This is a genomic window from Haloarcula vallismortis ATCC 29715 (assembly GCF_000337775.1).
Classification (GTDB): domain Archaea; phylum Halobacteriota; class Halobacteria; order Halobacteriales; family Haloarculaceae; genus Haloarcula; species Haloarcula vallismortis.
Genome location: NZ_AOLQ01000069.1, coordinates 1 through 24,735 on the forward strand (window position 1 = coordinate 1; position 24,735 = coordinate 24,735).

Genomic DNA, 24,735 nt, shown 5'->3' on the forward strand with positions numbered 1-24,735 from the left:
TGACTGAGAGGCCATACAGTATCGTACTGAGTACTGTCGCTAAAACTAGACCGGCGGTGCCCAGCAGTACTGTCGGGTTCTGAAGGAGCACGGACTGGAGGCTCAACACTGAAATGAACCCTAAACTTGCAAAGAACAAGGCTGGCGCGAACACGCTAACTGGACCGATATCGAAGTTCGTGTCGAGGTACTCACTCAGTGCCAGTGGTAGGTAGCCGACAAATACCATGACGACTCCCGAGGCACCGAACGTTACGGAGGGCCTGGCGATTGCGAGATTCAGATACGAAAGGACAGGAGGAAACGCAAGGAAGGTGGTGAAGACAAACACTCGGAACTGCTGTTGACGACCGCTCAAGGCACTTAGGACATACAGTATTGGGACTACGAGGGCGTACAACCCGGCGTTCGTAATCAGGTGTCCGAAGTCGAAATGAATGAACGACGACAAAAACGCTGCAAGCAGTGTTGGGTTCGCGTAATTAAAAACGAGTGATTCACCGATGCTTAGTGGAAGGCTATACCCGATCCACAGGAGTAGTGGAAACGAAAGAACAAGGGCAATATCGAATACCTGCAACTGCGCAGAAACGACTTGTCGTACCGATCCTCTCGTCCGCTTGTCGGTGTCTTTCTTGATATGAGCGTGTATCCGTCTTATTTAAATAAGCGCTCGGCTATGGATATCAGACCTGATTCTGCGGTGGGAGTGGACAAATCTGCTCGTTATAATAGCTGACATGAGGAACTGTAGAATCGCAGACATCGCTGCTGTTGGCGGATATCTCACGTATACGGGCCACGTTGCTCCGGGAACGGACACGACCACGCGGCAGGTGTCATCGTGACAATCGTCAGGATAGTTCTCCCACAATGCGACAGTTCGCAACGGTATCTCAGCGTTTCCAGATGGTAAAGTGCTCGAAAGCCAACCCGTGTACCTCCGGAAGGTCGCTCCAGTGAACCTGGGACTGCCGTCGCTGTGAAGGATACTAACGCTGAATCGTCGGACTGAGCGAGTTGTATTACTGCGTTTCCGTGCCGCCGTCGGTGGCACTTGGCTCGGACGGTGCATCGAGTTTCGGGAGCAGTCGGTACCCGGTCACTGTGCCGACTCCAGCGGAGAACGCGAGCGAGGCGACCAGTTGTGGAACTGGGCCGAAGCCAGCGCCCGAAACCGCTGACGCGACAAGTACCGTGAGCACGATTCCGACAAAACCGATTGCTGCTTCGCGGACAGCGATGCGGCGGAACCGCTGCCGACGGTCACTCGGCTGTGTCTGGAGTACCGGGCGGACATCATGATATCGCGTCTGCACGAGGTAGTTCGTCACTACAGCGAGCAGGCCAGCGATGAACGACCACGATCCCCAGTTAACCCCGAATGCGGGGTCGAGATCAAGCGCGAATCCGCTCGGCTCGGCTGGCTGTTGGCTTTCGGGCGTCGACGGCACGGGTTCAGCGCCACCGCCGGCCACGGTTTCGGTCTCCTCTTCGCCGTCGGTGGGCATCTCAGCCGGTTCATCGGTCGGTGCTTCGACGCCAGCATCATCGTCACTGGCTCCAGCGGGCGTCTCGGTTGATTCGTCAACTGGTGTCACCGTCTCTGGGTTAGCGCCGTCCCCGCCGTCAGTACCATTCCCATCGCTCGGATTGGTGTCGCCGCCACCGTTGGCTGTGTCTGTGCCGTCACTGTTGCCCACATCGGTGTCACCGTCATCGCTACCACTCGTATCAGCATTGTCGTCGCTGTCGCCATTGCTACCACCGCCCGCACTACCGCCATCTCCTCCACTGCCTCCACCGCCGCTACCACCGGTGCTTGATTCAGCATCGGGGACCTCCATCCTGTAGGTCACTGTCTCGGAGAGAGAGCTCGGGCTGTCGGCGTCGGTCGTCACCGCGAACCCGAGTGTTGCCTGCTCGCCGGGCTCAAGCGTCATCGTGTTCCCCGTCTCATCGACCGACTCGCGTGTGCCCGCATCAGTATTCTTGTAGATGTCCAGCCACTCGCTATCGTGTTCGAGCCGGAGCGTTGCTGCCTCGTCACTCCCAGTGACTCCGGAAAAACCGACGACGAATACGTCGTCGAATATCGTCTTCGTACTGGAAACAACGTCAACAGAAATAACAAGCTCGTCGTTGCTGTCAAACGACGCGTAGCGGTCGCCGTTGGGCGTGTCAGCCGGGGCCAGCGCAACCCCGGTGTCCGCCTCCGGAGCGAGGTCATCGACAGGCTCGGAAAGCGGGGCCGCGCCCGTGGACATGACTGTCCCGCAGACGATGAACGCGAGTCCAAGGGCGAAGTACCATTTCATATCGCAGCCTGAAAGCATTAGATCAGTGCGTTTCCGGGTCAGTTACACTCTGTTGTAGTGCAGGTTCCTGCCGCCAGGACGATCACACGTCGTAATCTTTCTGCCGAGCTGCGAAGACTATCTCACTAACATTGTCTATGTTCTCGTCAATATTCTCCTGAAGATTGATGACGATTGTAAGCGTAACATTGCCGGGATTACCGTTTCCATCATCGGAAGCAAGGTCCGCAGCGTATCCGCGTCCGGAATCGCCGTTACCGACGATAGAATTTCCACCGTGCTGTATATCCAGCAGCTTCCCGTCTCCAATGTAGCTCGTATTACCCGTATTATCTACTGAGACACCGACATCCTTGTCTCCTCTATTGACCACTTTCAGAGCGTCGTTAAATTTGGTTGTCGCGTTCTGATTGAGATCCTTCTGTTGAAGTTTGATTACAGAGTCACCGCCATCAGTTGCTGTGTCACCGGACGTGTCCTCTGTGTCGATTATGTTATTCGGGTCCCCGTTGGGCTCGAAGCCCAGAAGCGCATCTGAATCGTCAGAAGTATTGAGGTCAACTGTCCGCGTCGCCTCGACAGAGGAAAACGCACCAGAACCGAACGCGCCGCCGACAGTCGCACTGATTGTCCCGAGTCCGAGCAGGACACTGCGTCGATTGAGTCTCATCTGTTGTGTTACACAACGCTAGTCCACCAGTTACTATTGACGTGCCTGAGCGTGGTTAATGCCGCCCATTAACGGCTCAGGCACGGCTATAACTCCACTCAAGCAGCCTAATAGTAAGTCCCCGGAAACTGTTGTATCTGATACGGCACGGCCATAACGTGCTGACTAACTACAACTATGAATCGCAGAAACGTACTTACGGGACTCGGTGGACTGGCAATCAGTGGTGGGGCGCTCTTTGGGTCGGGCGCATTTACGAGCGTTAGCGCGACACGTTCAGTAGAGGTGAATGTTTTCGGTGCAGATAGTGGTACAAGCGGCCTCGTAGAGGGTGCAGAACAATCTACCGAAGACGAGATTGCGACGACGATCACCAACAACGCCGTCGACGTACTCGTTGATACGTCGTCTGCTGATGTCTCAGTCAAGGGGCCCAATGACACCTCTGTCGATGCAAACACCCTGTTCCCCGCTAATCCGGGGGCTTCGAACGGAGCGGACCCTGGTACGGAGGGAACATACGACAACGTGAGCCACGAGTACGTGAGCCTTGTCGCCAACGACGTAACGATCGTCTTTGGCGAAGAGAACGGCCTCCCGCCGAACTCGACGCTCGGATACAACGGGCTCTTCGAATTCATACCGAACAGCGACAACAGCGCCACGTTTGACGTTACGTTCGGGGGAAGCAATGGCGGCGATGTGCTTACGAAAGTCGATGAAAAGTCGGTTAGCGACGGCGCAGTTGTCTCGATTTCAAGCAGTACTTCGAGCAATGCCAAAGTTGCGACAGAAACTTCGGGTAAGAATGAAGACCTCGATATTAGCATTTCGAGCAGTAACTGACGATCTGGGCTCAATAACTCAAGAAACAGCGTAGTTTACTTTTAATTGCTGCGACCAGATTCTGTGATGTAGTTCTTTCTCGTCATTGCTGCCGGCGGGCGATGAAGAATTTTCAAATCTAGTGACACCAAATTTTTATCTATTAAATATCTAATTCATACTCAGTTTGTTACCAGTGACACTCCAGAAGACTTTTTATACTATAAACAAACCAATAGCTAATGGCTGTGGGTGGGAAGCAAAGCGACCAGACAGGGGCTGGTAACGCGATTACGCGGGATAAGGTGTTTGAATTACTCAGTAATCACCGCCGGCGATACGCGCTCCACGTAGCGAAGCAGACGGACGGTGCGTCTGAGCTGTCGGATATCGCAGAACAGGTAGCGGCGTGGGAAAACGGAAAAGCGCAGAGCGAGATCACGTCCAGTGAACGCCATCGCGTGTACACGTCGATGCAACAGACGCACTTGCCCGCGATGGACCGCGCGGGCGTGATCGACTACGACAACGGCACGGTCACGCTGACCGAGCAGGCGGCGGATCTCGACGTGTACATGGATGTCGTGCCGGAGGACTCCATCCCGTGGGGACAGTACTACCTCGGGCTGGCAGTCCTCTCCGGCGCTGTGGTCGGCGCGGCCGGGCTGGGCGTGTTCCCGGCGAGCGTGCCCGACCTCGCGTGGGCGGCCCTCGTCGTCGCGCTGTTCCTCTGCTCCGGGCTGTATCACGTCTGGCAGAGTCGACAACTCCGTCTGGGAGCTGGTGAGACGCCGCCGGATGTTGAAACATGAGCAAGAAGTGGACTCGCCGGAGTGCACTCGCGCTGATCGGTAGCGGTGCCGGGCTCCTTACCTGGGGGACTGGCGGGTTCACAGATGTGACTGCTGAGCGTCAGGTAAATATTGACACAACTGCTGACAACAGTTCCAGTGGTCCACTTGTCGGAGTAGAAATAAAAGCTACCAGCGGAGGGCCCGGAGAGACAGTGTCGCTAATAAAACTGACAAACAACTTGGGCGCAGATATCAACGTCGTATCGGCGAGTGTTGAGATTAAGGACAGTAATGGGAACATCGTTCAGCCCGACACGCTGTTCAAGGAAAACACTAATAAGATTCTCGACATACCAGATACGATCGAAACAGAATCCACCAAGAGTATCAAAGCAACCCTTGACACGCTCTCGTCCACGCCCTCCGAATCTGACAACAGCACGTACGATGTCACTCTGTATGTCTCCGTTGCTACCAAAAACGACAATCAAAAGGTAACGCTCGAACGAGTATCTACCGTTACCTACGATGATCCGCGGCTTTCGTATTGGGACTTTGATGGAATAGACGGAAAAACTATCAAAGATATCTGGAGTGGCAACAACGCCAGCCGTCAATACGTAGGGCGGCGTCGTGGACGCTTTTATGGCTATGAGCCAGATCCGTTATCCATTGATGAGCGTGGCACCGTGCTTGATTTCCGCGGCGACAGATTCCGTTCAGGCGATGATGACGTTATTACGACATCTCCCTCTTCTAAATTAGATTTCACCGATGACTTTTCGCTCTCAGTTTGGATAAAACCGATTTCGATTCCGAATTGGTACGCGCGACTATTCAGTAAATGGAAATCTCCCAGGTATAATCAAGATTCTGACGCTGAGAAGGGATACCAGTTTTTCCTCAGTGAAACTGGCAATATATATGACGATAAATTTGAAATTGGCATAGAAACTGGGCAGAAAAATGGAAAAACCAATGAGATAAACACGGGTGCAACAGTAAGCGGGGGTGATTGGAACCATGTTGTCTGGACCCACTGGCCGTCTAAACAACCTGATAGGGTATACGTAAATAGAAACAGTGAAATTGTTGACAAAATAGATGTTGACAAAATAAAACATCCGTCTGGGTCCGATGCACCACTCCGGATAGGCAACGGGATCGACGGTAATAGAAACCTTAGTTTTCCATTCGATGGTCTCATGGACGAGCCAAAAGCCTACGACACCGCGCTCACCACCGAGCAGGTGCTAAACCTCCACAAGACAAGTGAAGCCGGCGATGGTGGTAGTATCGGTGGGTGAATTCTGTGAGCGTATTGATTCAATAAATCACACTGCCCGTAGCGCGTGCAACGAACAACATGGTCAACAGCGAATCAAATGAAGCAGAAAACGTTGGTGTGCCGGTCCCGACGAGGATAGTGGCCACGTCACATCGCAGACTACCGGGTGTAAACGATGAAAATGAATAATCTACTTTCAGTGTCTGTCCGCTCCGCCCTCAACCGCTGGTTTGTACTGGTACTACTCGTTGCACTTGCAGTAACGCTCGCTGGTGGCTACGTCACGTACGACAGCCACGTCGACGGCGCGGAAACGGTCGTCGAGCAGCAAACGACTGGCACGTGGACAGTGGAAAGCGAGTTCGAGCACGGCGCGACAGTGACGCGTGACACCGAGGTGTTCAGTGCCGGCGAGGAACTCACCAACCGGTCGCTGTATTTCACGACGGCGTCGCCCGAGCTTGAGGGCACATATACTGTCTCACACGACAACACTGACGGGAACCCGGCAGACACCTCGACGGACCTGTCGCTGGTCATCCGTGCTGTTGAGGAGCGAAACGGGAATCAGGAGGTCCACTGGGAGACACGCGACTCGCTTGAGACGCTCGACGGCGTTGAAATCGAGGACGGCGAAGCGACCGAAACGACCGTCAGTGTCGACATTCCGACAATTCTCAACCGCACCGAAGCAATACAAAACGACCTCGGGGCCGCCCCCGGACAGACCGAGGTGTTACTCGTCGCCGACACGACCGTCGAGTCGTCGGTCGACGGGGAGACGTTCACCGACACCCGCACCGACCGCATCGAGATCGTGCCCGGGCAGAGCGTCTATCGCGTTAGCACGACCACACAGGACGCGGGTTCCTACGAGGCGACCGAGCAGGTGACCCGGACTATTGAGCCGACGCGGCTGGAACTGTACGGCGGGCCTGCACTCTGTGTGCTTGGACTGCTCTCTATGGCCTTCCTTGGGACGGCACGCTGGCGCGGCTGGCTGGCAGTCACCGACCGCGAACGAGTGCGCAACGAGTTCGAGCGTGCGCGTGACGATTTCGACGAGTGGATCTCTACGGCACGGATTCCGGACGCCGGCGACCGGACGCCCGTACCGACGGATTCGCTGGTCGACCTCGTCGACATCGCTATCGATAGTGACAGGCGGGTACTTGAACACGGTGATCAGTATGCTGTCCTCGTCGACAGCGAAATTTACACGTACACGGCTCCGCCAGCCGTTGACCCGCTTGCGTCACCGGCGACTGGCGATACCGACCCTGTCGCAGAAGACACAGAACAAGAGACAGCGTCGCTTTCCAACCTGCTGTTCAGTGACTCGACCGAGAGCACTGGTGGGACACACCCTGATGAAAGCGACACGCGCGACTCGAACGACAGGTGACACCATCGGCCAGCACGTCCTGTAATTGTTGATGGCTCTGCTCGACTGAGCAACACCGATTTATATTCTGCTGGTCTACATCGCGTAGCGATACACTGGATGCTCCGAACATATGTGACGAGGGGGCTGACAATTGCTGGCTTCGTGTTGGTCCTGACACTCATCGTGGGCGCACTGGTCGGGCAGCCAGTGCTTTTGAGCTTCGTCGTGTCCGGCAGTATGTCGCCAACGATTCAGCAGGGGGATGGCTTCGTCGCGATTCCGGCGCAGGCCGCAGGCGACATTGAGCAGGGCGATGTCATCGTCTTCCAGTCACAGGAGATTCGCGGTGGAGAACTGACGACACATCGAGTCGTCGGTGAAACTGAGCGGGGATACATTACGCGGGGGGATGCAAACCCGTTCACAGATCAGGATGGGGCTGAACCCCCAGTGACCGACAGCCAAATCGTCGCAATCGCTTGGCAGCCCGGCGGACAGGTGGTGACAATCCCGAACCTCGGCACTGCCATTCTCGCCGGCCGCGTCGTCGTGACGAATATTCTGACTGCGGTTACCACGGTCCTTGGGGTTGAGGGGGCAGCCGAGTCCTGGCAGGCGGGTACGGTGATGCTGGTCTCCGGCGTGATACTGTTCGCCATAAGCCTCGGCAGCGGGGTCGTGAACGGGTCGTCGCGCGAACGAGCGCGCTCGCGCGGGCAGGACACCTTCGATCCACGGTACGCCGCGCTCTTTCTGACTGCAATCATCATCGTCCCGGCCAACATCGCAATGGTGGCTCCGAGTTCGACCCACCAGATCCCGTCGGGCGAGATCGCAGCCGGGAACAATATCGCCCCCGGCGACCCGGTCGAAGCAACGCTTGTCGCCAACAACGAAGACGCGCTGGTGACGATGCTCGTCGTGTTTAACGCCTCCGGCCGCACGACAATCGAGAATCGGTGGCTCGACGTTCCGGGCGGAGAGACGGACTCGACAGCGTTGTATGCACCTGCCCCGCCACGAGGCGAACAGAAGGTCGTGACTGTCTCTGAGCACCGTTACATCGTCTTGCTGCCGCCGACTGTTATTATCGCGATGCACGACATTCACCCACTGGTGGCACTGGGTGTGATCAATGCGGCGCTCACCGTGGCGGTACTGGCGTTCGTTATCGGATTACTCGGGACAGAGAAGCGGCGCGTTCGTGACTCTGACCGAGACATCTCGCTTTACCTCCGATTAAAGCGTCGACTGCTGTGACAGGACGATTATTCAGTGTCGCGTGGCGGTGCATTGTCCAGACTCATCGCCAACGGTAACCCTAGAGTTTGCGGGCCGCGCTATCCCGCAACGGGCCAGCCTTGGCCGACCATGTCTCTCTTCACCCCAATTACTCTGTTTCGACAGGTATCGTGTGGACTCGCCGGAGTGGTTCGATGTGTGCTTTCGCCGCCTCGTCCAGCGGAAAGGTCCCATGGATGTCGGCCGGGACTCGGCCGTGGACGACGCGCCCGAACGGCCCGGCAGCGGTGGGATACACCTGTTCGGCCAACCGGGCGACGGGGGCTGCGACGTCGAGCCCTTCCAGTGCTTCCTTCACCGCCGCTTCGCCGACGTGGACCGACTCCCCCTCGATAAGAATGAACGCGAACGGCAGGTCATTGAACTGCGCCTGAAGGAACGCCTGAATCGCCTCGGATTCCCAGGGGACCGGCGTGATGTCCGTGGCACAGCGGGTGATCGTCTCGGCAGCGCGCCGGAACAGGTCGGTACTGCCGTCGTAGACGAGAAGCGACTGAGTCACACCTACTGTACGTGTTTGGGCCGTTTGAACGTTGTGTCGCGTCACAACGGCTTATACTTCTACACCTCGACGGTCCTGTATGGACGCGCGAGACGAACCGACGGCCAGACTCGCCCGACGACTCGAAACGGCACTGGAGTGCATGCTCGCTGATGAGGAGTCGTGGACGGTCACGACTGACGGCCCGGTCGTCGCTCGACTGCCCGACCGCGAGTTCGCGTTCGAACAGAGCGATGGCCCGGACGGACGCCGGTGGACAGTCGTGTTACGCGCGGACGGTGCGGTCGTGAGCAAGTTTGGCCAGTTCGAGACCATCGATAGCGCCGTCGAAAGGGTCGAATCGCTTGCCCGGGCCGACGTTCGATACACGGTCTGCTGTGACGGGTAACTGTCACAGTGCCGGACCCAACCCGTGTGGCTAACTCGGTACCGCCGCATCAGTCAGCAAACACCGCTTGGGGGGCAATCTCTATACGAATCCCACACCAACAGTTGGCCGTATGAGTCTGCTCAAGAGCAAGCACCTCCTCAACGGAATCGTCTCGCTGGTGGTCAGCGTCGCTATCACTGTCTGGCTGGCTGATGACGAAGACGCGCCATGGAGCCTGACTGATATGGCCATGGCCGTCGCTGTTTCGTCGTTCCTGTCCGGCTTTTTCACCAGTTACTTCGCTGACTGACGGTCGGGTGACTCCGACCAACGGGGGAACACCGATGCCGCTCCGGCCCGTTCTCCCAGTATGAACGAACCAGAACCCGTCGACGACTGGCCCCACCGCCCGTTCTCACCGGCGGAAGCCAGTGCCTTACTTGACGACATCGACGGTGCCACCGCAGTCTGGGTGATGCACCACGACAACGACGTTCGGTCGGCCGTCGTGCTCGATGACCCTCCAGAGGACGCCGTCATCGACATGGTCGTCGAGACCGACACTGCCTTCGAGATGTACAGCTACACGAGCGGCGTCTGGATGGATTATGGCACACAACAGAAAGACGACCCGGATGCACCCCCAATGGCAGGGACACTGGAAAGCTACGACGTTCTTGCGGGAGAGTCCGAAACGGCCTGACCGGTGCGACACATTGGCACCGCCGTTGCCGGGGCGAGCGGCCCGTGTCACCCGCGGACCGATGCGCTCGAAAAGTAATCATTAAACGGCCCGGCGACTGACCGTCCTGATATGCAACGACGAGCCGCGGCGGCGTACTTCGCGTTCTTCCTCGTTATCAGTGTTGCTGCGTACGCCTACATCGGCGTCGCGGAGAGTCAGCAGCCGGCGGTGTCGCTCGACGCTGACGCCGAACTGACCAACGAGAGTACGTTCACTGTCGACGGAACGGAATACACGGCCACGAACATCCACATGTCCGGCGGCGGCGGCGGCCACGGCGGCGGTGGAGGCAGTATGGCAGCTGACCTCTCGTGGACGAACGAATCGTCACAGTACACTGCGACGGTAGAGCACAACACTACGACGACGTATCAGAACGACACCTACCGCGTGCTTACTGACAGCAACGAGAGTACGGTGACCCTCGAAGAAGAACTCAACGTCAGTGCGCTCCTCGCCGAGGACTCCTCGGTCAAGAACACACTGGCAACCCAGAACGGGACTGAGTACGTGGTCTACCGGTCGAACAACACGCAGGTCCCGCTAACTGAATGGCTCCCAGAGCCGGAAACGGTGTCGTTCTCCACCGGTGACACCTACCCGTACGCGACCGACAGCGGTACTCAGGAGACCACGATATCCGAAGTGACTGCTGATGGCGCGACGCTCGAATGGGTTGCCCCGCGCGAGAACACAATTGAACTTTCCGAAGGTGGGAACGTCACGCTGAGCGGACAACAGTTCTTCACTCACTTCCCAGACCATCACACCGTCCAGATCGTCCCGATTCAGCAGTACGACCAGTACCAGGCGACGCTCGACCAGCAGGACTACTTCCACGAGCGCAAGAACGGTATCTGGGGCGTCTCGATTCTCTCGGGCATCGCTGCCGTGTTGATGCTTGGGATGGCGTATATGCCTGTCCGCGGATAACAACGACGTCTGTTTTCGGCTTTGTTACCGACTGACTTACGCCTCGGCTGCCCAGGCGATGTACGCCAGCCCGACACCGATTACACCCATCAGGACCGCCGCGACCATCTGTATAATTGCCGCCGCCATCGAGGCGTGCGTCTGCCACGGTGTGCCGGCAACCGCCGCGAGCGTGGCGACGACGAGCAAGACGCCGACAGTGACACCTAGCGGGCGCAACGGCTGTGTGAGCACGCGCTGCACTGTACCGGTAGTTCCGTCCATACTGGTGACATTCGCTGTCTTCGTGGTAAATGAACCGGTCTCGGACTATTCGCTGTCGCGCTGTTTTCGTTCATAGAACACGGCCGAGAGGGGGTTGAGCCGAAGAGCGACGGTCGTCCTCAGTTCGCTCGGACGCTGCGACTCTCAGGATTCAACTCCTTCCTGCCCGGTTCGTTCACCGATTCGCGCAGCTCATCGGTTCACTGCACGGGCCGGGAGGGAGTTGAACCACCTGCACTTCGCTCACTACGTTCGCTCGTGCCGTAGTTCAACGCCCTCCGTAGCTGCTTTGCTCCTCACGTCCGTTCGTCGCAAAAGCGGGCCGGGAGGGAGTTGAACCCCCGACCATCTGGTTAAAAGCCAGACGCTCTGCCTAACTGAGCTACCGGCCCTCGCTATTCGCTCGGGGGAGCGGCGATTAAGACCTTACGGTCCGTCGTCGAAGTACGATTCGATAGCTTCACTGATTACCTCCCCGGGAGACGCCCCGTCGAGCGCGGCCTGCCGGCGGAGGCGACAGTAGGCATCGCGGCCGAGTTGTGTCCGCATCTCACCCAGCGCGTATCCGTTTCTGGCGAGTGCCGCGTCCACGGACGCGCCATCATTGACACTGCTGGCGACCGACCGGATCTGGCGGACGGTGAGGTCGTGGTCGAGCGCGGCCCACGCCAGCATGAGGCGGGATTCGCCGGAGACCCTGGCGATGTGCTTGGCCGCCGTCGGCGCGATCTCTCCCATGGCGACGTGAATACGGACCGACCGCGGGAGATCGTGTACGCGGGACCACTTGCGGATGAACGAGATTGACGCCTCGCCACCGGCCCGCTCGGACGCGGCCTTGTAGGACCCCTCACCACGGACCAAGGCTGCACATGCGGCCGCGCCCCGCAGAATGAACACGTTGTCGTCGGCACCAGCGGTGTTCTGGGAGAACTTCTCGACTGTTCTGGCGGCGAGTTCGAGGCTCTCAGGGTCGTCGGGATCGAACTCGATAGCCTCCTCGGGTCGCTGGCCAGTGAGTGCCGGGTCCCCGCGGATGACCGGTTTGCCGACCGGTGATTCACGGTCGGTCGATGGAATGTATTTATCGGGCCCCTCAGGCATCGATACGTGATTAGGGAGCGTCGCACAAAAGTACCCCGTACAGGGGTGTTAGTCGTCGGATACGCTCTCGCTCTCGCGCTCTTCGCTCATGTGCTCCCAGATCTCTGTGCAGCCACACCCGTCCTCGACATCGTCGAGGTGGTCTGTCGTTGGCTCTTCGCGCTCGGCATTGTCGTCGTGGGTCTGTTGTGCGTTCGTCATCGTTTCTCTCACAGCGACGACCGGAGTGGCCGCCACGGGATGTCGTACTCTTCTGTAATGGCCCCACTATCTTAAGGACGGACTCTGCTGTAAGCTTGGCCCGCACTGCGACTTACAGGCAACAAATGTATCTATCTCGTACAGCACCCACGAAATAGCGGGTTATTATGTCTGGTACAGTCACCGCATGACTGCGGCGGATTCGACCCGACCCCGGTGATACTTGCGACCGCCGATGCCCTCAGGTGTCCCGGGAATCTAATGAGATGTAATGACGACCGACGTTCACCAGCTCGACGACGGGGCCTGGATTTCCGTCAATGACTCGCGGGAAGTGAACGTCTCGGACCTGTGGTTGTTGGCTCGAAGCGACTTCTGTGGGTGTGAGACGACGGATTTCCTCGCAGAGGGGTTCGTGGAAGTGGGCGTAGATTATCCGGATATTCAGGCCCGAATAGCCGGACAGTGCATCGCCTGCGGTGAAAGCGGCGTTACCGACTGGCTGACGGTCGGCCGTGTCGTAGACCCTGACTCTGGCGAATTCTACGGTGTTGTCCACGAGAGCGTCCATTTTCCGGAGAAGCGTACCCGGCTTGCTAACGCCAAAAAATAGGAAATAATATCCTGTTTCGGGGAGTGGGGGAGACGGTTGACGGCAAAGTGTGTTGTATAAGTCTGTGAGACTTGTGGAAGAACACATTAGCTATGCCCAGTAAAGTCGAGAAATGGAAAGACGAGGTTTACGGTAACGAGATTCGGGAGCACCTGATGGAGTTTGCAGAGCAGGGCTGGGACGCCATTCCCGAAGACGAACACGACGCCTGGTTCGAGCGCTTTAAGTGGTGGGGCCTGTACCACCAGCGCTCCGGCCAGGAGTCCTATTTCATGATGCGCATCGGGACGCCGAACGGCGTCATCAAGCCCGGCCAGCTCGAAGTCATCGGCGAGGTCGCCAAGGAGTACGCCAGCGGGCCTGCCGACAACCCCGAGTTCGGCGACGCCTACTGTGACTGGACGACTCGCCAGAGCATCCAGCTTCACTGGATCAAACTGGAGGATATCCCGGAAATCTTCGAGAAGCTCGAAGCCGTCGGCCTGGGAACGCAACAGGCCTGTGGTGACTCCTGGCGGAACATCGTCGGCTGCCCCGTTGCCGGCAAGGACAAACACGAGCACGTCGACGCCTGGCCCGTCGCCGAGGACCTCCACGAGACGTTCAAGGGCAACGACGACTACTCGAACCTCCCGCGCAAGTGGAAGGTCGCCATCGCCGGCTGTGACGAGGGCTGTGGCCAGGGCGACATCAACGATCTCGCCTTCGAGCCTGCCGAGAAGGACGGCGAACTCGGCTTCAACGTCCGTATCGGCGGCGGCCTCTCCCGCAAGGAACCGCGCCTCGCCCGCGACATCGACGTGTGGGTCCCGCCGGAGCAGGCCGCCGATGTGGCCCACGGCATGTCCACGCTCTTCCGCGAGCACGGCGACCGCGAGGACCGCTTCAACGCCCGCATCAAGTTCCTCATGGACGAATGGGGCCCCGAGAAGATGCGCTCGGTCCTGCAGGAGGAGTACGTTGACTTCGAACTGGAGACCGCCGGCGAGGACATGCGCGACCAGTACAGCTACAACACTGGGTCCCAGGACGGGCACAACGACCACGTCGGGATTCACGAACAGAAGGACGGCAACTACTACGTCGGCCTGAACGTGCTCGTCGGCCGCATGGGTGCCGACGACGTTATCGAACTCGCTGAACTCGCCGACGAGTACGGCTCCGGCGAGGTCCGACTCACCCAGCGCCAGAACATCATCGTTACCGACGTGCCCGAGGAGAACCTCGACGCGTTCACGAGCGAACCCCTACTGGAGGACTACTCCCCCGAGCCGTCGCCGTTCATGCGCGGCTCCATCGCCTGCACGGGCACGGAGTACTGCTCGCTCTCTATCGTCGAGACGAAGAACCGTCAGGTCCGCTACGCCCGCTGGCTCAAGGACAACGTCGAACTGCCCGAGGACCACAAGGACTTCCACATCCACCTCTCGGGCTGTACGGCCTCCTGTGCCCAGCCCCAGATCGCAGACGTCTCCCTGCGTGGCATGAAAACCCGCAAGGACGGCGAACCGGTCGAGGCGCTCGACATCGGCCTCGGCGGCGGCCTCGGCGACGACCCGCGCTTTGCCGACTGGGTGGAGATGCGCGTCCCGGCCGACGAAGTCCCCGGCGCTATCAAGAATCTCGTCAACAACTTCGAGGACGCCCGCGAGGGCGGCGAGACCTTCCGTGACTTCGTCGAGGACCGCGACGAGGAGACGCTGGCCGAGATGGTCGAACCCGAAGAGACTGACTACCACGACCCGTACATGCACAACACGAAGATGACGTGGTACCCCTACGCAGAAGACGACGACATGCAGTCCTCGCCCGCGCCGACCGACGGCTCCGGCGAGCCGCTGCCGTCCGACGACTAAGTCCACGCTACTGGGCACTCTCGGTTCGATTGTCGCTGAATCGCGTGGCTGCCCGCGTTTTGATTACTTCTCTTCTCTGCCGTGGCCGGGAGCGCGCTCCGTCGCGCGACCCGGGGAAGGGCAGGCTTGCCTGCAAACGGGACACAAATACAGTACTGTTGCTGCTGTCGAGCATACCGCGAGCGAAGCGAGCGGTTTCACGCGAATCGCGACGCGATTCGCGCTTTTTTCGCCCACGTTTTTTCGCCGGGGTTGAGCGCTCGCCGACGGCGAGCGCGAACCCCCGGTGAAAAAAGGTGGTTGGTAAGCCTTATTCGCCGCACTGGCGTAGCAGTATCTGGCAGCGGGAGGCCGGCTCCCGTGGCGCAAGCCATGAGGAAAGTCCCCCCACCTGTCGGACAGGTGACCGGGCGCAAGTCCGGGGCGGGAGACCGTCGGCTCTGGAACAGCAACGACACGTCGTCGCCGGACCAATGAGGTGTGCGAATCCCGAGCGAGGCTGTGTACCGCACCAGACGGTGTGGCACGCCGCCAAAGCGAGGGAGAGTTAACCCACCGAGGGCAGTTGCGCCCGGTGACTCCGGGTGCGCGTTTGTGGACCACATCCGTGCTCCACGCGTGGGCCGCTGACGCGCCCCACGCTTCCGGCGACGGACCGATGGAACGGCGAAACCTCACCGGTGCAAGGCCGCGTCGACAGGTAGTCCGACACCGCGCGCAAGCGCTGGACGTGGCCGCTCAGCCGAATGCTGGCCCGAACAGAAGGGGGCTTACTCCCCGCAGCCACGTTAGCCGCCGAGCCGTGGCTTCGATGGTTACAAGCCCGCGCCGGCCGCAAGCCAGAGTATGACCGCAGCCGATCTTATCGACGCCGTTCGCGACGACCAGCAGACGGAACTCTCCCGACTGGGTTCCTCGAAGACGCTGTACGCCGACACCCGCGGCGAGATGGAACCGGACGTGGTGCTGGCAGCGGCGGCCGCCCGCGAGGAGGCGGCCCACGAGACGTTCGACGCCTGGAGTGACGACGGCCACGACGACGCGGCGGCGCTGTTCGCCGACGCGGCGGCCGAGACGGCCGAGCGTCGTGACAGTCTCGACGCCGACCCGGTCGACCGGACGCCCGCGATGCACGCCGTGCTCGACGGCCTCGACGGGACCGTCGAACGCCTCGGCGGCTTCGTCGGCTGGTCGCTCGTCGACAAGAAGGTCAAAGAGCAGTACACCGGTTTCTTCACCGGGCAGGCGGACCCACAGACGGCGAGTACGTTCCGCAGCGCCGGGAGCGACGTGGTGGACCTCCGCGACGAGGCTGCCGAACTCCTTGATGCGGTGTGTGAGAGCGACGACGACTGGGACGCGGCGGAGGCCGCTGCCATCGACGTGGTCTCGACAGCCTACGACGAGTACTTCGAGACGCTGGAAGACCTCGGCGTGAACCCCAAGCCGGTCTGCTAACCCTTCACGAACCACGCGGCTCAAGTCCGTCCAGCCCGACATCTGGGTAATGAGCGACACCGGCGGACCACTCTCCATTGACCGTCCAGATGTCGACCGTGCGTTCCGCGTCGACGCCCCGTTCGAGCCGGCAGGCGACCAGCCCGAGGCCATCGAAGGGCTCGCGTCGGGCTTCCGTCAGGGGATGGACCGACAGACCCTGCTCGGCGTGACTGGCTCCGGGAAGACAAACACCGTCTCGTGGCTCGTCGAGGAGATCCAGCAGCCCACGCTTGTCATCGCCCACAACAAGACTCTCGCGGCCCAGCTCTACGAGGAGTTCCGCGAGCTGTTCCCGGACAACGCCGTCGAGTATTTCGTCTCTTATTACGACTACTACCAGCCCGAGGCCTACGTCGAGCAGACGGACACCTTCATCGACAAGGACGCCTCCATCAACGACGAAATCGATCGGCTACGTCACTCTGCGACGCGCTCGCTGCTCACCCGCGACGACGTGATCGTCGTCGCATCCGTCTCAGCTATCTACGGGCTCGGTGACCCACGCAACTATGTCGACATGTCCCTCTCGCTTGAGGTGGGCCAAGAGATCGAGCGCGACGACCTCCTGAAGCGGTTGGTCGACCTGAACTACGAGCGCAACGACGTGGACTTCACGCAGGGGACCTTCCGCGTGCGCGGGGATACGCTGGAGATCTATCCGATGTACGGCCGCTACGCCCTGCGCGTGGAGTTCTGGGGCGACGAGATCGACCGGATGCTGAAGATCGACCCACTCGAGGGCGAAGTAAAGAGCGAGGAGCCGGCGGCGCTGATTCACCCGGCGGAGCACTACTCGATTCCGGAACAGCGGCTACAGCGGGCCATCGACGAAATCGAAAAATTGCTGGACCAGCGCATCAGCTACTTCGAGCGCCAGGGGAACCACGTCGCCGCCCAGCGCATCGAGGAGCGAACCACGTTCGACATCGAGATGATGCAGGAGACGGGCTACTGCTCGGGCATCGAGAACTACTCGGTCCACCTCTCGGACCGCGAAACCGGCGAAGCTCCCTACACGCTGCTGGATTACTTCCCGGATGACTTCCTCACCGTCGTCGACGAGTCCCACCAGACGCTCCCCCAGATCCGCGGCCAGTTCGAGGGCGACAAGAGCCGCAAGGAGAGCCTCGTCGAGAACGGTTTTCGCCTGCCGACGGCCTTCGACAACCGCCCGCTGACCTTCGAGGAGTTCGAGGAGAAGACCGACCAGACGCTGTACGTGAGCGCGACGCCCGGCGACTACGAGCGCGAACACAGCGACCAGGTCGTCGAGCAGATTGTCCGCCCGACCCACCTCGTGGACCCGGCTGTCGAAATCGCCTCGGCGACGGGGCAGGTCGAGGACCTGCTCGGGCGGATCGACGAGCGCGTCGAGCGCGACGAGCGGGTGCTGGTCACGACGCTGACAAAGCGGATGGCCGAGGACCTCACGGAGTATCTAGAGGAGTCCGGCGTGAGCGTCGCCTATATGCACGACGAGACGGACACGCTGGAACGCCACGAACTCATCCGCTCGCTCCGGCTGGGCGACATCGACGTGCTGGTCGGCATCAATCTCCTCCGGGAGGGCCTTGACATCCCGGAGGTGTCTCTCGTGGCGATTCTGGACGCCGACCAGGAGGGGTTCCTGCGCTCGGAGACCACGCTCGTCCAGACGATGGGGCGGGCCGCCCGGAACGTCAACGGCGAGGTGGTGCTGTACGCCGACAAGCGCAGCAACGCCATGCAGTCGGCCATTCAGGAGACCCAGCGCCGCCGGCGCATCCAACAGCAGTACAACGAGGAACACGGCTTCGAGCCGACGACTATCGAGAAGGAAGTCGGCGAGACGAACCTGCCGGGGAGCAAGACCGACACCGGCGGTATCTCCAGTGACGGCGCGAGCGACCCTGACGAGGCCGCCCGCCAGATCGAGCAATTGGAGGAGCGGATGCAGGAGGCCGCGGACAACTTGGAGTTCGAACTGGCCGCCGACATCCGCGACCGCATCCGCGAACTGCGCGAGGAGTTCGACTTAGATGGCGGCGACGGCAGCGACGGCGTGCCGGCTCCCGGGCCAGAGTTCTGATTCCTCGGTCCGCTCAGCCCGCGTCGGACCTGGGGAACCGATTTGTACCCTGACGTGAAATGGTACGTATCTCGACGGTAACTGTTGGGGCTGGACCATGCTCGACTACATCCGCTCTCTGTGCCGTGGCTTCTCACCGGCCGGTCTCGTCGTCGCCGGCCTCGGCTTCTTTCTGACCCGGTTTACTGTCACGCTGGCGGTCAGTGGCGGCCCGACAGCGTTCGTTTTCGGCGGCGTGCTACCGCTGGTCCTCGGACTGGGGCTGTCGGCGTTCGGTGTCGCCCTCTCTGTCGGTGAGTTCGAACGCGGGTTCGTTCGGACAGTCACGCTGTGGTGTCTGGCCGGTACCGGCGCGATGTTTGTCCTTGTTCTGTTGACGCTGGTCGGCAACGGCGGGATGGGACCGCTGTCCGCTGGGGGGAGTCGGACATATCTGTCGAATTTCCTCATTGGCGGCGGCGTCGGCGGGGCGCTCACCGGCGTCTACGCCGGGCGGTCGAACCGACAGCGACACGAACTCGAACAGCAGGCCGCCAGGCTGGACCTGGTCAACCGTATCCTTCGAGACAGGGTGTTGAACGCGCTGACGGTCATCCGGGGCCGGGTAGAGATCGCGGAGTCCCGAGACAGCGTGGGGACGGCCGACGTCCTGTCGGTCATCGACGACCGTTCGGCCGGCGTTCAGCAGGTCGTCGAGAACATGAAACACATCACCCACGACGGGACTGATCTGTCGCTGGACGTCGTTCCCGTGGTCCCATGCGTGGAATCGGGCGTCGACGCAGTCCGGGAGACCCACCCGACCGCGGAGTACGACTTGCGGACCGACGTGCCAGCGGACCTGCAGGTGCGGGCGAACGCGATGCTCGATACGCTCGTCGCCCATCTGGTCGAGAACGCGGTCGTCTACAACGACAGCGACAGCCCCCGGGTCGAGGTCACAGTCGCCGAGAGCGAGGACACAGTGACTATCAGCGTCAGCGACGACGGCCCGGGGTTGCCCGAGCGGCAACTCGACTTGCTCGACCGCGGAGAGATAGGTACCTACGAGGACCGCTCGACCGGCTTCGGGCTGGACCTCGTTCGCCTGCTTGTGCGGAGCTACGGCGGGCAAACGGGGGCGACCGTTACGGACGAGGGGACGACGATAACGCTGACACTGCCGCGAGTTTCGGCCGACGGCGGGGTCGTGACGCCCCGGTCGAACGACGTGCTGGGACTGTCGCCGCGTCGCCTGGGTCTCGCGGCCGGGACGTCGCTCGTTGCTGGCGTCGTGATGGGCGTACCGATGCAGCTACTCTCCGGGAGCGTCCCGGTCATCGGCGCGCTGTACGGCGTCCAGAACGCCCTGGTCGGGTGGATAACTCATACCTTCCACAGCGTCGTCTTCGGCCTGGTGTACGCCGCGCTGGTCCAGACTGCGCCGGACCACCGCTCCGACCGGGTCCGATACCACGGAATCGCTCTCGGCTGGTCGCTCGCGCTCTGGCTCGTCGCCGGCGGGCTCATCATGCCGGTGTGGCTCTCGCTTGTCGGTATCGAGGCGAGTCTCCCGAATCTTAGCGCGGTGGCACTGCTGGGGCATCTCCTCTGGGGTGGTTCTCTGGCTGCGCTCTACCGCTATGGCTGCCGTGTCTGGCCTCCCTGACTCCCGCAAGACTGTTCGCCGAATCCTGTTATCATCTACGCTTGGACTAATACAACCAAAATTGTTTTACGCGCTACTGCAGTTGTATAGCGTGATGTCCCGCGTCTCGCTCCCACACGATGCGAAGGCCGGTCCCACCAAGCCGGAGGTCCGGGCCGTCCTCGCTAGCAAACTCGCTCTCACCGGGTCCGACCACTTCGCGGAGGTCGGGTCCTGTACCGGTGCCGTCACCATCACGGCGGCGCGCCGGGCCGGGCGGGTCACTGCGCTCGAACGCAAGGGGAATCGACTCGACGTGACTCGCAAGAATCTCGCGGCCAACGACATCGACGCCGATGTCGAACTGCGCGAGGCCGAGGCCCCGGAGGGCCTGCCGGACGACGCCGACGCCCTCTTTCTCGGCGGGTCACGCAACTACGAGGCCATCCTCGACCACGCCGTCGAGACCGGCGTCGACCGCATCGTGATGAACGTCTCGCGGCTCGAAGTCGCCGGCGCGGCGACGGAGGCGTTCCGCGAACGCGACATATTAGAGGAGGTCGTCCAGTTCCAGGTGAGCCACGGCTACGAACTCGCCGGTGCGACGAGCTTCAACTCGGAGAACCCCGTCTATATGCTCGTCGGCAGCGCCAGCGAGGACGTTGCCGCCGACGGCGCTGGCGGGCCGAGTGACGCCGATACCGCGAACGGGGGGCAGCGATGACCCTCTACGGTATCGGCCTCGGTCCCGGCCAGCCGGACCTCGTGACGGTGCGGGGCAAGCGCGCTCTCGAATCTGCCGACGTGGTGTACTCGCCGGGCCGACTCTCGCGCTCGGTCGCGACCGAACACGTCCCCGAGGAGCGCATCGGCGACCTCGACTTCCCGATGACGCGCGACGAAGAGAAGCTCCGTGCGGCGTGGAAGGACGCCGCCGCCGAGATTGCGCCGACGGCCCGCGACGGCGACGCCGCCTTCGTCACGCTGGGGGACCCGAACGTCTACTCGACCTTTGGCCACCTCCGCCGGACCCTCGCGGCGTTCCACCCCGAGGTCGACCTCGAAGTGGTGCCCGGCGTCAGCGCCATGTCGGCCTTTGCGACGGCGCTGGGCGTCGAAATCACCGCGGGGTCGAGCCTCGCACTCCGGGAAGCCGACCGCGGCGCGTCGCCGACCGGCCCCGACCGGATGATTCTGTTCAAGGTGACCGATGCGCCGGCGACCCACGAGGGCCTGATTGAGGCCGGCTACGACGTGGTGTACGGCCGCCGGCTGTTCATGGAACAGGGCGAGACAGTTGTCACGGACGACCCGAGCGAGATCGACGAGCGAGACTACTACACGCTGGCCTACGCCGAGAAGCCCGAGACCCGTGTCGAGCAGGCGACTGACGCCTTCCTCGAAGCGGCCGACGAGAGCGGTGTCGTAACCGATGGCGGCGAGAACGGCTCCGGGGAACTACTGCGACAGGAACGCTCCGAAGCCGCCCTGTGCGGTGACGAGGTGAACCATGACTGACGACACGACGACCCCCGACGACGAGGTATCGACGGAGGCGGCCGAGACAGACCCCCAGACAGCCATCGACTCCGTCGCCGGCAACCGTGACGACCGCGTGTACGAGCACAGTGCCGGCGACGAGCAGGAGGGCATCCCCTTCGTCGGGGCCGGGCCGGGCAATCCCCGGCTGCTGACTGTTGCCGGCAGGGAACTGCTGGCCGACGCCGACCTCGTGGTCCACGCAGGGTCACTCGTCAACAGCGAACTGCTCGATGAATACTGCGAGGACGCCGAAACGGTGTCGTCCATCGGCAAGGACTTAGAAGAGCTGATTCCGCTGATGCGGGACGCCTACGAGGCCGGCGACACCGTCGTCCGGCTCCACAGCGGCGACCCGGCGATCTACGGCGCGGCGCTGGAGCAGATGGACGCGCTCGAACACGAGGGCGTCCCGACCTACATCGTCCCCGGTGTCACGTCGGCCTTCGCCGCCAGCGCGACGATGCGGACCCAGTTGACGCTCAACGAGGTCGCCAACCACGTCGCCTTCACGCGCCCGCAGGGCAAGACGCTCGACGAGGACGAGGACCACATCTCCGAGTTCGTCGGCATGGGCGACGTGACGACCTGCATCTACCTCGGGACCCACGCCGTCAGTGAGACGATGGACCGCCTGCTCGAAGATGGGCACGACCCCGAGACGCCCGTGGCGGCCATCTACCACGCGTCCTGGCCCGACGAGGACGTTATCGAGGGGACAATTGCGACCATCGGCGAGAAACTGGAAGACGCCGGGTATCGGGCGTCTGCAATGGTCGTGATTGGTGATGCCGTTGGTGGTGAGGACTACGAACGGTCGTTCCTCTACGGCGACTGGGCGAACCGTGGAAGCGACGCGGATTCACAGGAGGCTGACGACTGATGAGCACTGACACAGACGACGACTCTGGTTCACACGGTTGCAAAGCACCCGATTCAGACGGCGAAGTAGCCGAGAACATCGCTATCGTGGCCTTCGAGCGGAAGATGGACACGGCCGAGAATATCGTCGACGGCATCGGCGACCGCTACGAGTCCATCGACATCCTCGAATACCACGGCGACGTGTTTGAGGAGTACTGGGGCGAATACGACTGCTTCATCGGTCTGATGGCCAGCGGTATCGCGATGCGCAAGACGGCCCATCTGCTCGACGACAAGTGGGACGACCCCGCTATCTGTGTCGTCGACGAGGAACTCACATGGGCCATCCCCATCACCGGCGGCCACCACGGCGCGAATCAGGTCGCCGACGATCTGGCGTCGATGGGCGCGGTGCCGGCGATGACGACCGCGAGCGAGGCCGCCGACAAGCAGGGCGTCGAGAAGCAGGCCAAGGCGCTCGACGCCCACGTCGTCAACGGCGACTCGACGGTCGCGACGAACCTTGCCGTGCTCGACGACGAACTCGGCCCAATCGAGCGTCTCGATGGGCCGAAAGCCGTGCTGGTCGACGACGACGTGACCGTTCTGAAGCGCAACAAAGACGACGGCGTCGTGCTCGGCTGTGGCAGCGTCGCCGGCGCGGATGTCGAGCAGTTCCACGCAGCCTGGGAGCAAGCGCTGGACGAGGCCGACCTCGACCGCAGCGATGTGGAGTTTATTGCGACAGGCACCCGGAAAGCCGACGAGGAGGGGATGCTTGCCGCTGCAGAAGAGTGGGGGCTGGGCGTCATTGCCTTCGAGAAGGAGACGCTGGAGGAGTTCGAGGGACCGACCCCCTCGCGGTCGAAGGAGCTCATCGGCTGGCCGGGCATCGCCGAGGCGTCGGCCATCGCCGCCGGCAGCGAGCACGACCTGCTGGCCGAGAAGACCCGCTACGACGAGGCCGTTACCGTCGCCATCGGGCAGTAATACCGTCACTTTCCTGACCGCTGTCCGCCCGCTCCCGACTTCTTGCATGCGAGCGGTCGCTGTCCACTCTTGTGGCGCTGCAACTTGCGCACCGCGCTACAACTCTAAACTTATTTACCATGTGCGGCTGTGGTGACAGGTGTCGTATGACAACACTACTCGAAGCCAAGACAGCAGTCGTCACGGGTGGCGCGAGCGGGTTCGGCCGGGCGATCTGCCGACGGTACGCGGAGCACGGCGCTGACGTGATTGTCGCAGACCAGCAGGAAAAGCCCCGTAAGGGCGGTCAACCGACCCACGAACTGGTCGAAGCCGAGACCGACCAGACGGCACACTTCGTCGAGTGTGACGTGACCAATCCCGACGATCTGGAAGTGGCTGTCGCCGCGGCCGAGGAACTGGGCGGTATCGATATCATGGTCAACAACGCCGGTATCTCCGAGATTGCGGACTTCTACGAGACCACAGAGGAAGATTACGACCGCCTCATGGACGTGAACACGAAGGGTGTGTTCTTCGGTGCGAAGATCGCAACCGAGGCGATGCGGGAGAACGGCGGCGGGACCGTCATCAATATGTCAAGCTCGGGCGGTATCCGCGGTACCGGGCTGCTGGTCAACTACTGCACTTCCAAAGGTGCGGTTCGACTGTTCACCTACGCGCTCGCGGACCGCCTGAGCAACTACGATATCAGAGTCAACGCCATCCATCCCGGCTACAGCAAGACCCAGATGTTTGAGGACGAGCGGATCGACGACACGACGAAGATGATGCTGAAGGAACTCATCCCCTCCGGCCGCTTTGGCGAACCCGAGGAGATCGCCGACGCGGCGACGTTCCTCGCCAGCGACATGGCCTCCTACGTCAACGGCGAGAGCCTCGTCGTCGATGGAGGACTGAGCAACACCTGATTCTCTGTCGCGGTATTCGCACGACCACGGACACAACCGGCCGACGCTCTGTGTCTTCTCGATC

General features: G+C 61.2%; 26 protein-coding genes, 1 tRNA gene, 1 other RNA gene and 1 pseudogene. 21 read left to right on the plus strand and 8 right to left on the minus strand.

The window, feature by feature from the left end; translation table 11 throughout:
* The coding region (locus C437_RS20855) for a hypothetical protein (RefSeq protein ID WP_004518229.1) at positions 1 to 580 on the minus strand (580 nt) is incomplete at its 3' end.
* A 160-nt stretch (positions 581 to 740) separates the two neighbouring features.
* On the opposite strand from C437_RS20855, the pseudogene C437_RS21320 reads away from it, so the two are divergent.
* Positions 741 to 962: pseudogene (locus C437_RS21320) on the plus strand (DUF5305 domain-containing protein); the annotation flags it as partial.
* Between the two features lie 63 nt (positions 963 to 1,025).
* Here C437_RS21320 and tafF read toward each other — a convergent pair.
* Together tafF and tafE are read right to left on the minus strand one after the other, a co-directional pair.
* Complete coding sequence (gene tafF, locus C437_RS16990; protein ID WP_049919877.1) at positions 1,026 to 2,318, minus strand: TafF family fimbrial protein; 1,293 nt, start codon at positions 2,316 to 2,318, stop codon at positions 1,026 to 1,028.
* A gap of 82 nt (positions 2,319 to 2,400) precedes the next feature.
* Positions 2,401 to 2,988: a TafE family fimbrial adapter protein gene (gene tafE / locus C437_RS16995; RefSeq protein WP_004518231.1), complete on the minus strand. Its 588-nt coding sequence runs from the start codon at positions 2,986 to 2,988 to the stop codon at positions 2,401 to 2,403.
* A 177-nt stretch (positions 2,989 to 3,165) separates the two neighbouring features.
* On the opposite strand from tafE, the gene tafA reads away from it, so the two are divergent.
* From tafA to C437_RS17020, 5 genes are all read left to right on the plus strand, one after another.
* Entirely contained in the window at positions 3,166 to 3,834 is a 669-nt protein-coding gene (tafA, locus tag C437_RS17000) for a fimbrial protein TafA (protein ID WP_049919878.1), read from the plus strand.
* A 221-nt stretch (positions 3,835 to 4,055) separates the two neighbouring features.
* Positions 4,056 to 4,625 (plus strand): DUF7344 domain-containing protein, encoded by a 570-nt coding sequence (locus tag C437_RS17005; protein ID WP_004518233.1) that lies wholly within the window; start codon positions 4,056 to 4,058, stop codon positions 4,623 to 4,625.
* Positions 4,622 to 5,914 (plus strand): TafC family fimbrial protein, encoded by a 1,293-nt coding sequence (tafC, locus tag C437_RS17010; protein WP_004518234.1) that lies wholly within the window; start codon positions 4,622 to 4,624, stop codon positions 5,912 to 5,914. The genes C437_RS17005 and tafC overlap by 4 nt, the downstream gene beginning before the upstream one ends.
* Before the next feature lie 180 nt (positions 5,915 to 6,094).
* Positions 6,095 to 7,300, plus strand: a complete 1,206-nt coding sequence (locus tag C437_RS17015) for a DUF5305 domain-containing protein (protein WP_241431706.1) — start codon at positions 6,095 to 6,097, stop codon at positions 7,298 to 7,300.
* Between the two features lie 144 nt (positions 7,301 to 7,444).
* Positions 7,445 to 8,542: a signal peptidase I gene (locus tag C437_RS17020; protein ID WP_241431707.1), complete on the plus strand. Its 1,098-nt coding sequence runs from the start codon at positions 7,445 to 7,447 to the stop codon at positions 8,540 to 8,542.
* 130 nt (positions 8,543 to 8,672) lie between these two features.
* On the opposite strand, the gene C437_RS17025 is transcribed toward C437_RS17020, so the two are convergent.
* Entirely contained in the window at positions 8,673 to 9,086 is a 414-nt protein-coding gene (locus C437_RS17025; RefSeq protein ID WP_004518237.1) for a hypothetical protein, read from the minus strand.
* A gap of 79 nt (positions 9,087 to 9,165) precedes the next feature.
* Between C437_RS17025 and C437_RS17030 the strand changes: the two genes are divergently transcribed.
* The 4 genes from C437_RS17030 (at position 9,166) to C437_RS17045 (ending at position 11,134) form a co-directional block, all read left to right on the plus strand.
* Complete coding sequence (locus C437_RS17030) at positions 9,166 to 9,474, plus strand: hypothetical protein (protein ID WP_004518238.1); 309 nt, start codon at positions 9,166 to 9,168, stop codon at positions 9,472 to 9,474.
* A gap of 112 nt (positions 9,475 to 9,586) precedes the next feature.
* On the plus strand, positions 9,587 to 9,766 hold the full coding sequence (locus tag C437_RS17035) for a hypothetical protein (RefSeq protein ID WP_004518239.1): 180 nt from the start codon (positions 9,587 to 9,589) through the stop codon (positions 9,764 to 9,766).
* A gap of 60 nt (positions 9,767 to 9,826) precedes the next feature.
* Positions 9,827 to 10,159, plus strand: coding sequence for a hypothetical protein (locus C437_RS17040; protein ID WP_004518240.1), 333 nt, complete (start codon positions 9,827 to 9,829; stop codon positions 10,157 to 10,159).
* 111 nt (positions 10,160 to 10,270) lie between these two features.
* Positions 10,271 to 11,134, plus strand: a complete 864-nt coding sequence (locus C437_RS17045; protein WP_004518241.1) for a hypothetical protein — start codon at positions 10,271 to 10,273, stop codon at positions 11,132 to 11,134.
* Between the two features lie 36 nt (positions 11,135 to 11,170).
* Here the strand turns inward: C437_RS17045 and C437_RS17050 are convergent, their stop codons facing one another.
* The 4 genes from C437_RS17050 to C437_RS20725 form a co-directional block, all read right to left on the minus strand.
* Positions 11,171 to 11,398 carry a hypothetical protein gene (locus C437_RS17050; RefSeq protein WP_004518242.1) on the minus strand — a complete coding sequence of 76 codons (228 nt, stop codon included), beginning with the start codon at positions 11,396 to 11,398 and terminating at the stop codon, positions 11,171 to 11,173.
* 318 nt (positions 11,399 to 11,716) lie between these two features.
* Positions 11,717 to 11,790, minus strand: a tRNA-Lys gene (locus C437_RS17055).
* 34 nt (positions 11,791 to 11,824) lie between these two features.
* Positions 11,825 to 12,502: a DUF7119 family protein gene (locus tag C437_RS17060; protein ID WP_004518243.1), complete on the minus strand. Its 678-nt coding sequence runs from the start codon at positions 12,500 to 12,502 to the stop codon at positions 11,825 to 11,827.
* Between the two features lie 48 nt (positions 12,503 to 12,550).
* Positions 12,551 to 12,703 (minus strand): hypothetical protein, encoded by a 153-nt coding sequence (locus tag C437_RS20725; protein WP_169331092.1) that lies wholly within the window; start codon positions 12,701 to 12,703, stop codon positions 12,551 to 12,553.
* A gap of 271 nt (positions 12,704 to 12,974) precedes the next feature.
* Here C437_RS20725 and C437_RS17065 point away from each other — a divergent pair, with 271 nt between their 5' ends.
* From C437_RS17065 to C437_RS17110, 11 genes are all read left to right on the plus strand, one after another.
* The gene (locus C437_RS17065; RefSeq protein ID WP_004518245.1) at positions 12,975 to 13,316 is read left to right on the plus strand and encodes a hypothetical protein; all 342 of its coding nucleotides are present in this window, start codon (positions 12,975 to 12,977) and stop codon (positions 13,314 to 13,316) included.
* 92 nt (positions 13,317 to 13,408) lie between these two features.
* A complete protein-coding gene (locus tag C437_RS17070) occupies positions 13,409 to 15,172 on the plus strand; it encodes a nitrite/sulfite reductase (protein ID WP_004518246.1) in 1,764 nt (587 codons plus the stop codon).
* Positions 15,173 to 15,511: 339 nt separating this feature from the next.
* Positions 15,512 to 15,957, plus strand: an RNA gene (gene rnpB, locus C437_RS19690) — RNase P RNA component.
* 61 nt (positions 15,958 to 16,018) lie between these two features.
* The gene (locus C437_RS17075; RefSeq protein ID WP_004518247.1) at positions 16,019 to 16,630 is read left to right on the plus strand and encodes a hypothetical protein; all 612 of its coding nucleotides are present in this window, start codon (positions 16,019 to 16,021) and stop codon (positions 16,628 to 16,630) included.
* A 49-nt stretch (positions 16,631 to 16,679) separates the two neighbouring features.
* Positions 16,680 to 18,740, plus strand: coding sequence for an excinuclease ABC subunit UvrB (uvrB, locus tag C437_RS17080; RefSeq protein WP_004518248.1), 2,061 nt, complete (start codon positions 16,680 to 16,682; stop codon positions 18,738 to 18,740).
* A 97-nt stretch (positions 18,741 to 18,837) separates the two neighbouring features.
* Positions 18,838 to 20,388 (plus strand): ATP-binding protein, encoded by a 1,551-nt coding sequence (locus tag C437_RS17085; protein WP_004518249.1) that lies wholly within the window; start codon positions 18,838 to 18,840, stop codon positions 20,386 to 20,388.
* Between the two features lie 94 nt (positions 20,389 to 20,482).
* Positions 20,483 to 21,091 (plus strand): precorrin-6Y C5,15-methyltransferase (decarboxylating) subunit CbiT, encoded by a 609-nt coding sequence (gene cbiT, locus C437_RS17090; RefSeq protein WP_004518250.1) that lies wholly within the window; start codon positions 20,483 to 20,485, stop codon positions 21,089 to 21,091.
* A complete protein-coding gene (locus C437_RS17095; protein ID WP_004518251.1) occupies positions 21,088 to 21,885 on the plus strand; it encodes a cobalt-factor II C(20)-methyltransferase in 798 nt (265 codons plus the stop codon). The genes cbiT and C437_RS17095 overlap by 4 nt, the downstream gene beginning before the upstream one ends.
* Positions 21,878 to 22,789 (plus strand): cobalt-precorrin-4/precorrin-4 C(11)-methyltransferase, encoded by a 912-nt coding sequence (locus tag C437_RS17100; RefSeq protein WP_004518252.1) that lies wholly within the window; start codon positions 21,878 to 21,880, stop codon positions 22,787 to 22,789. The genes C437_RS17095 and C437_RS17100 overlap by 8 nt, the downstream gene beginning before the upstream one ends.
* Positions 22,789 to 23,760, plus strand: coding sequence for a cobalt-precorrin 5A hydrolase (cbiG, locus tag C437_RS17105; protein ID WP_004518253.1), 972 nt, complete (start codon positions 22,789 to 22,791; stop codon positions 23,758 to 23,760). Before C437_RS17100 ends, cbiG begins: the two co-directional genes overlap by 1 nt.
* 146 nt (positions 23,761 to 23,906) lie before the next feature.
* A complete protein-coding gene (locus tag C437_RS17110; protein ID WP_004518254.1) occupies positions 23,907 to 24,671 on the plus strand; it encodes an SDR family oxidoreductase in 765 nt (254 codons plus the stop codon).
* Positions 24,672 to 24,735: the final 64 nt, after the last annotated feature.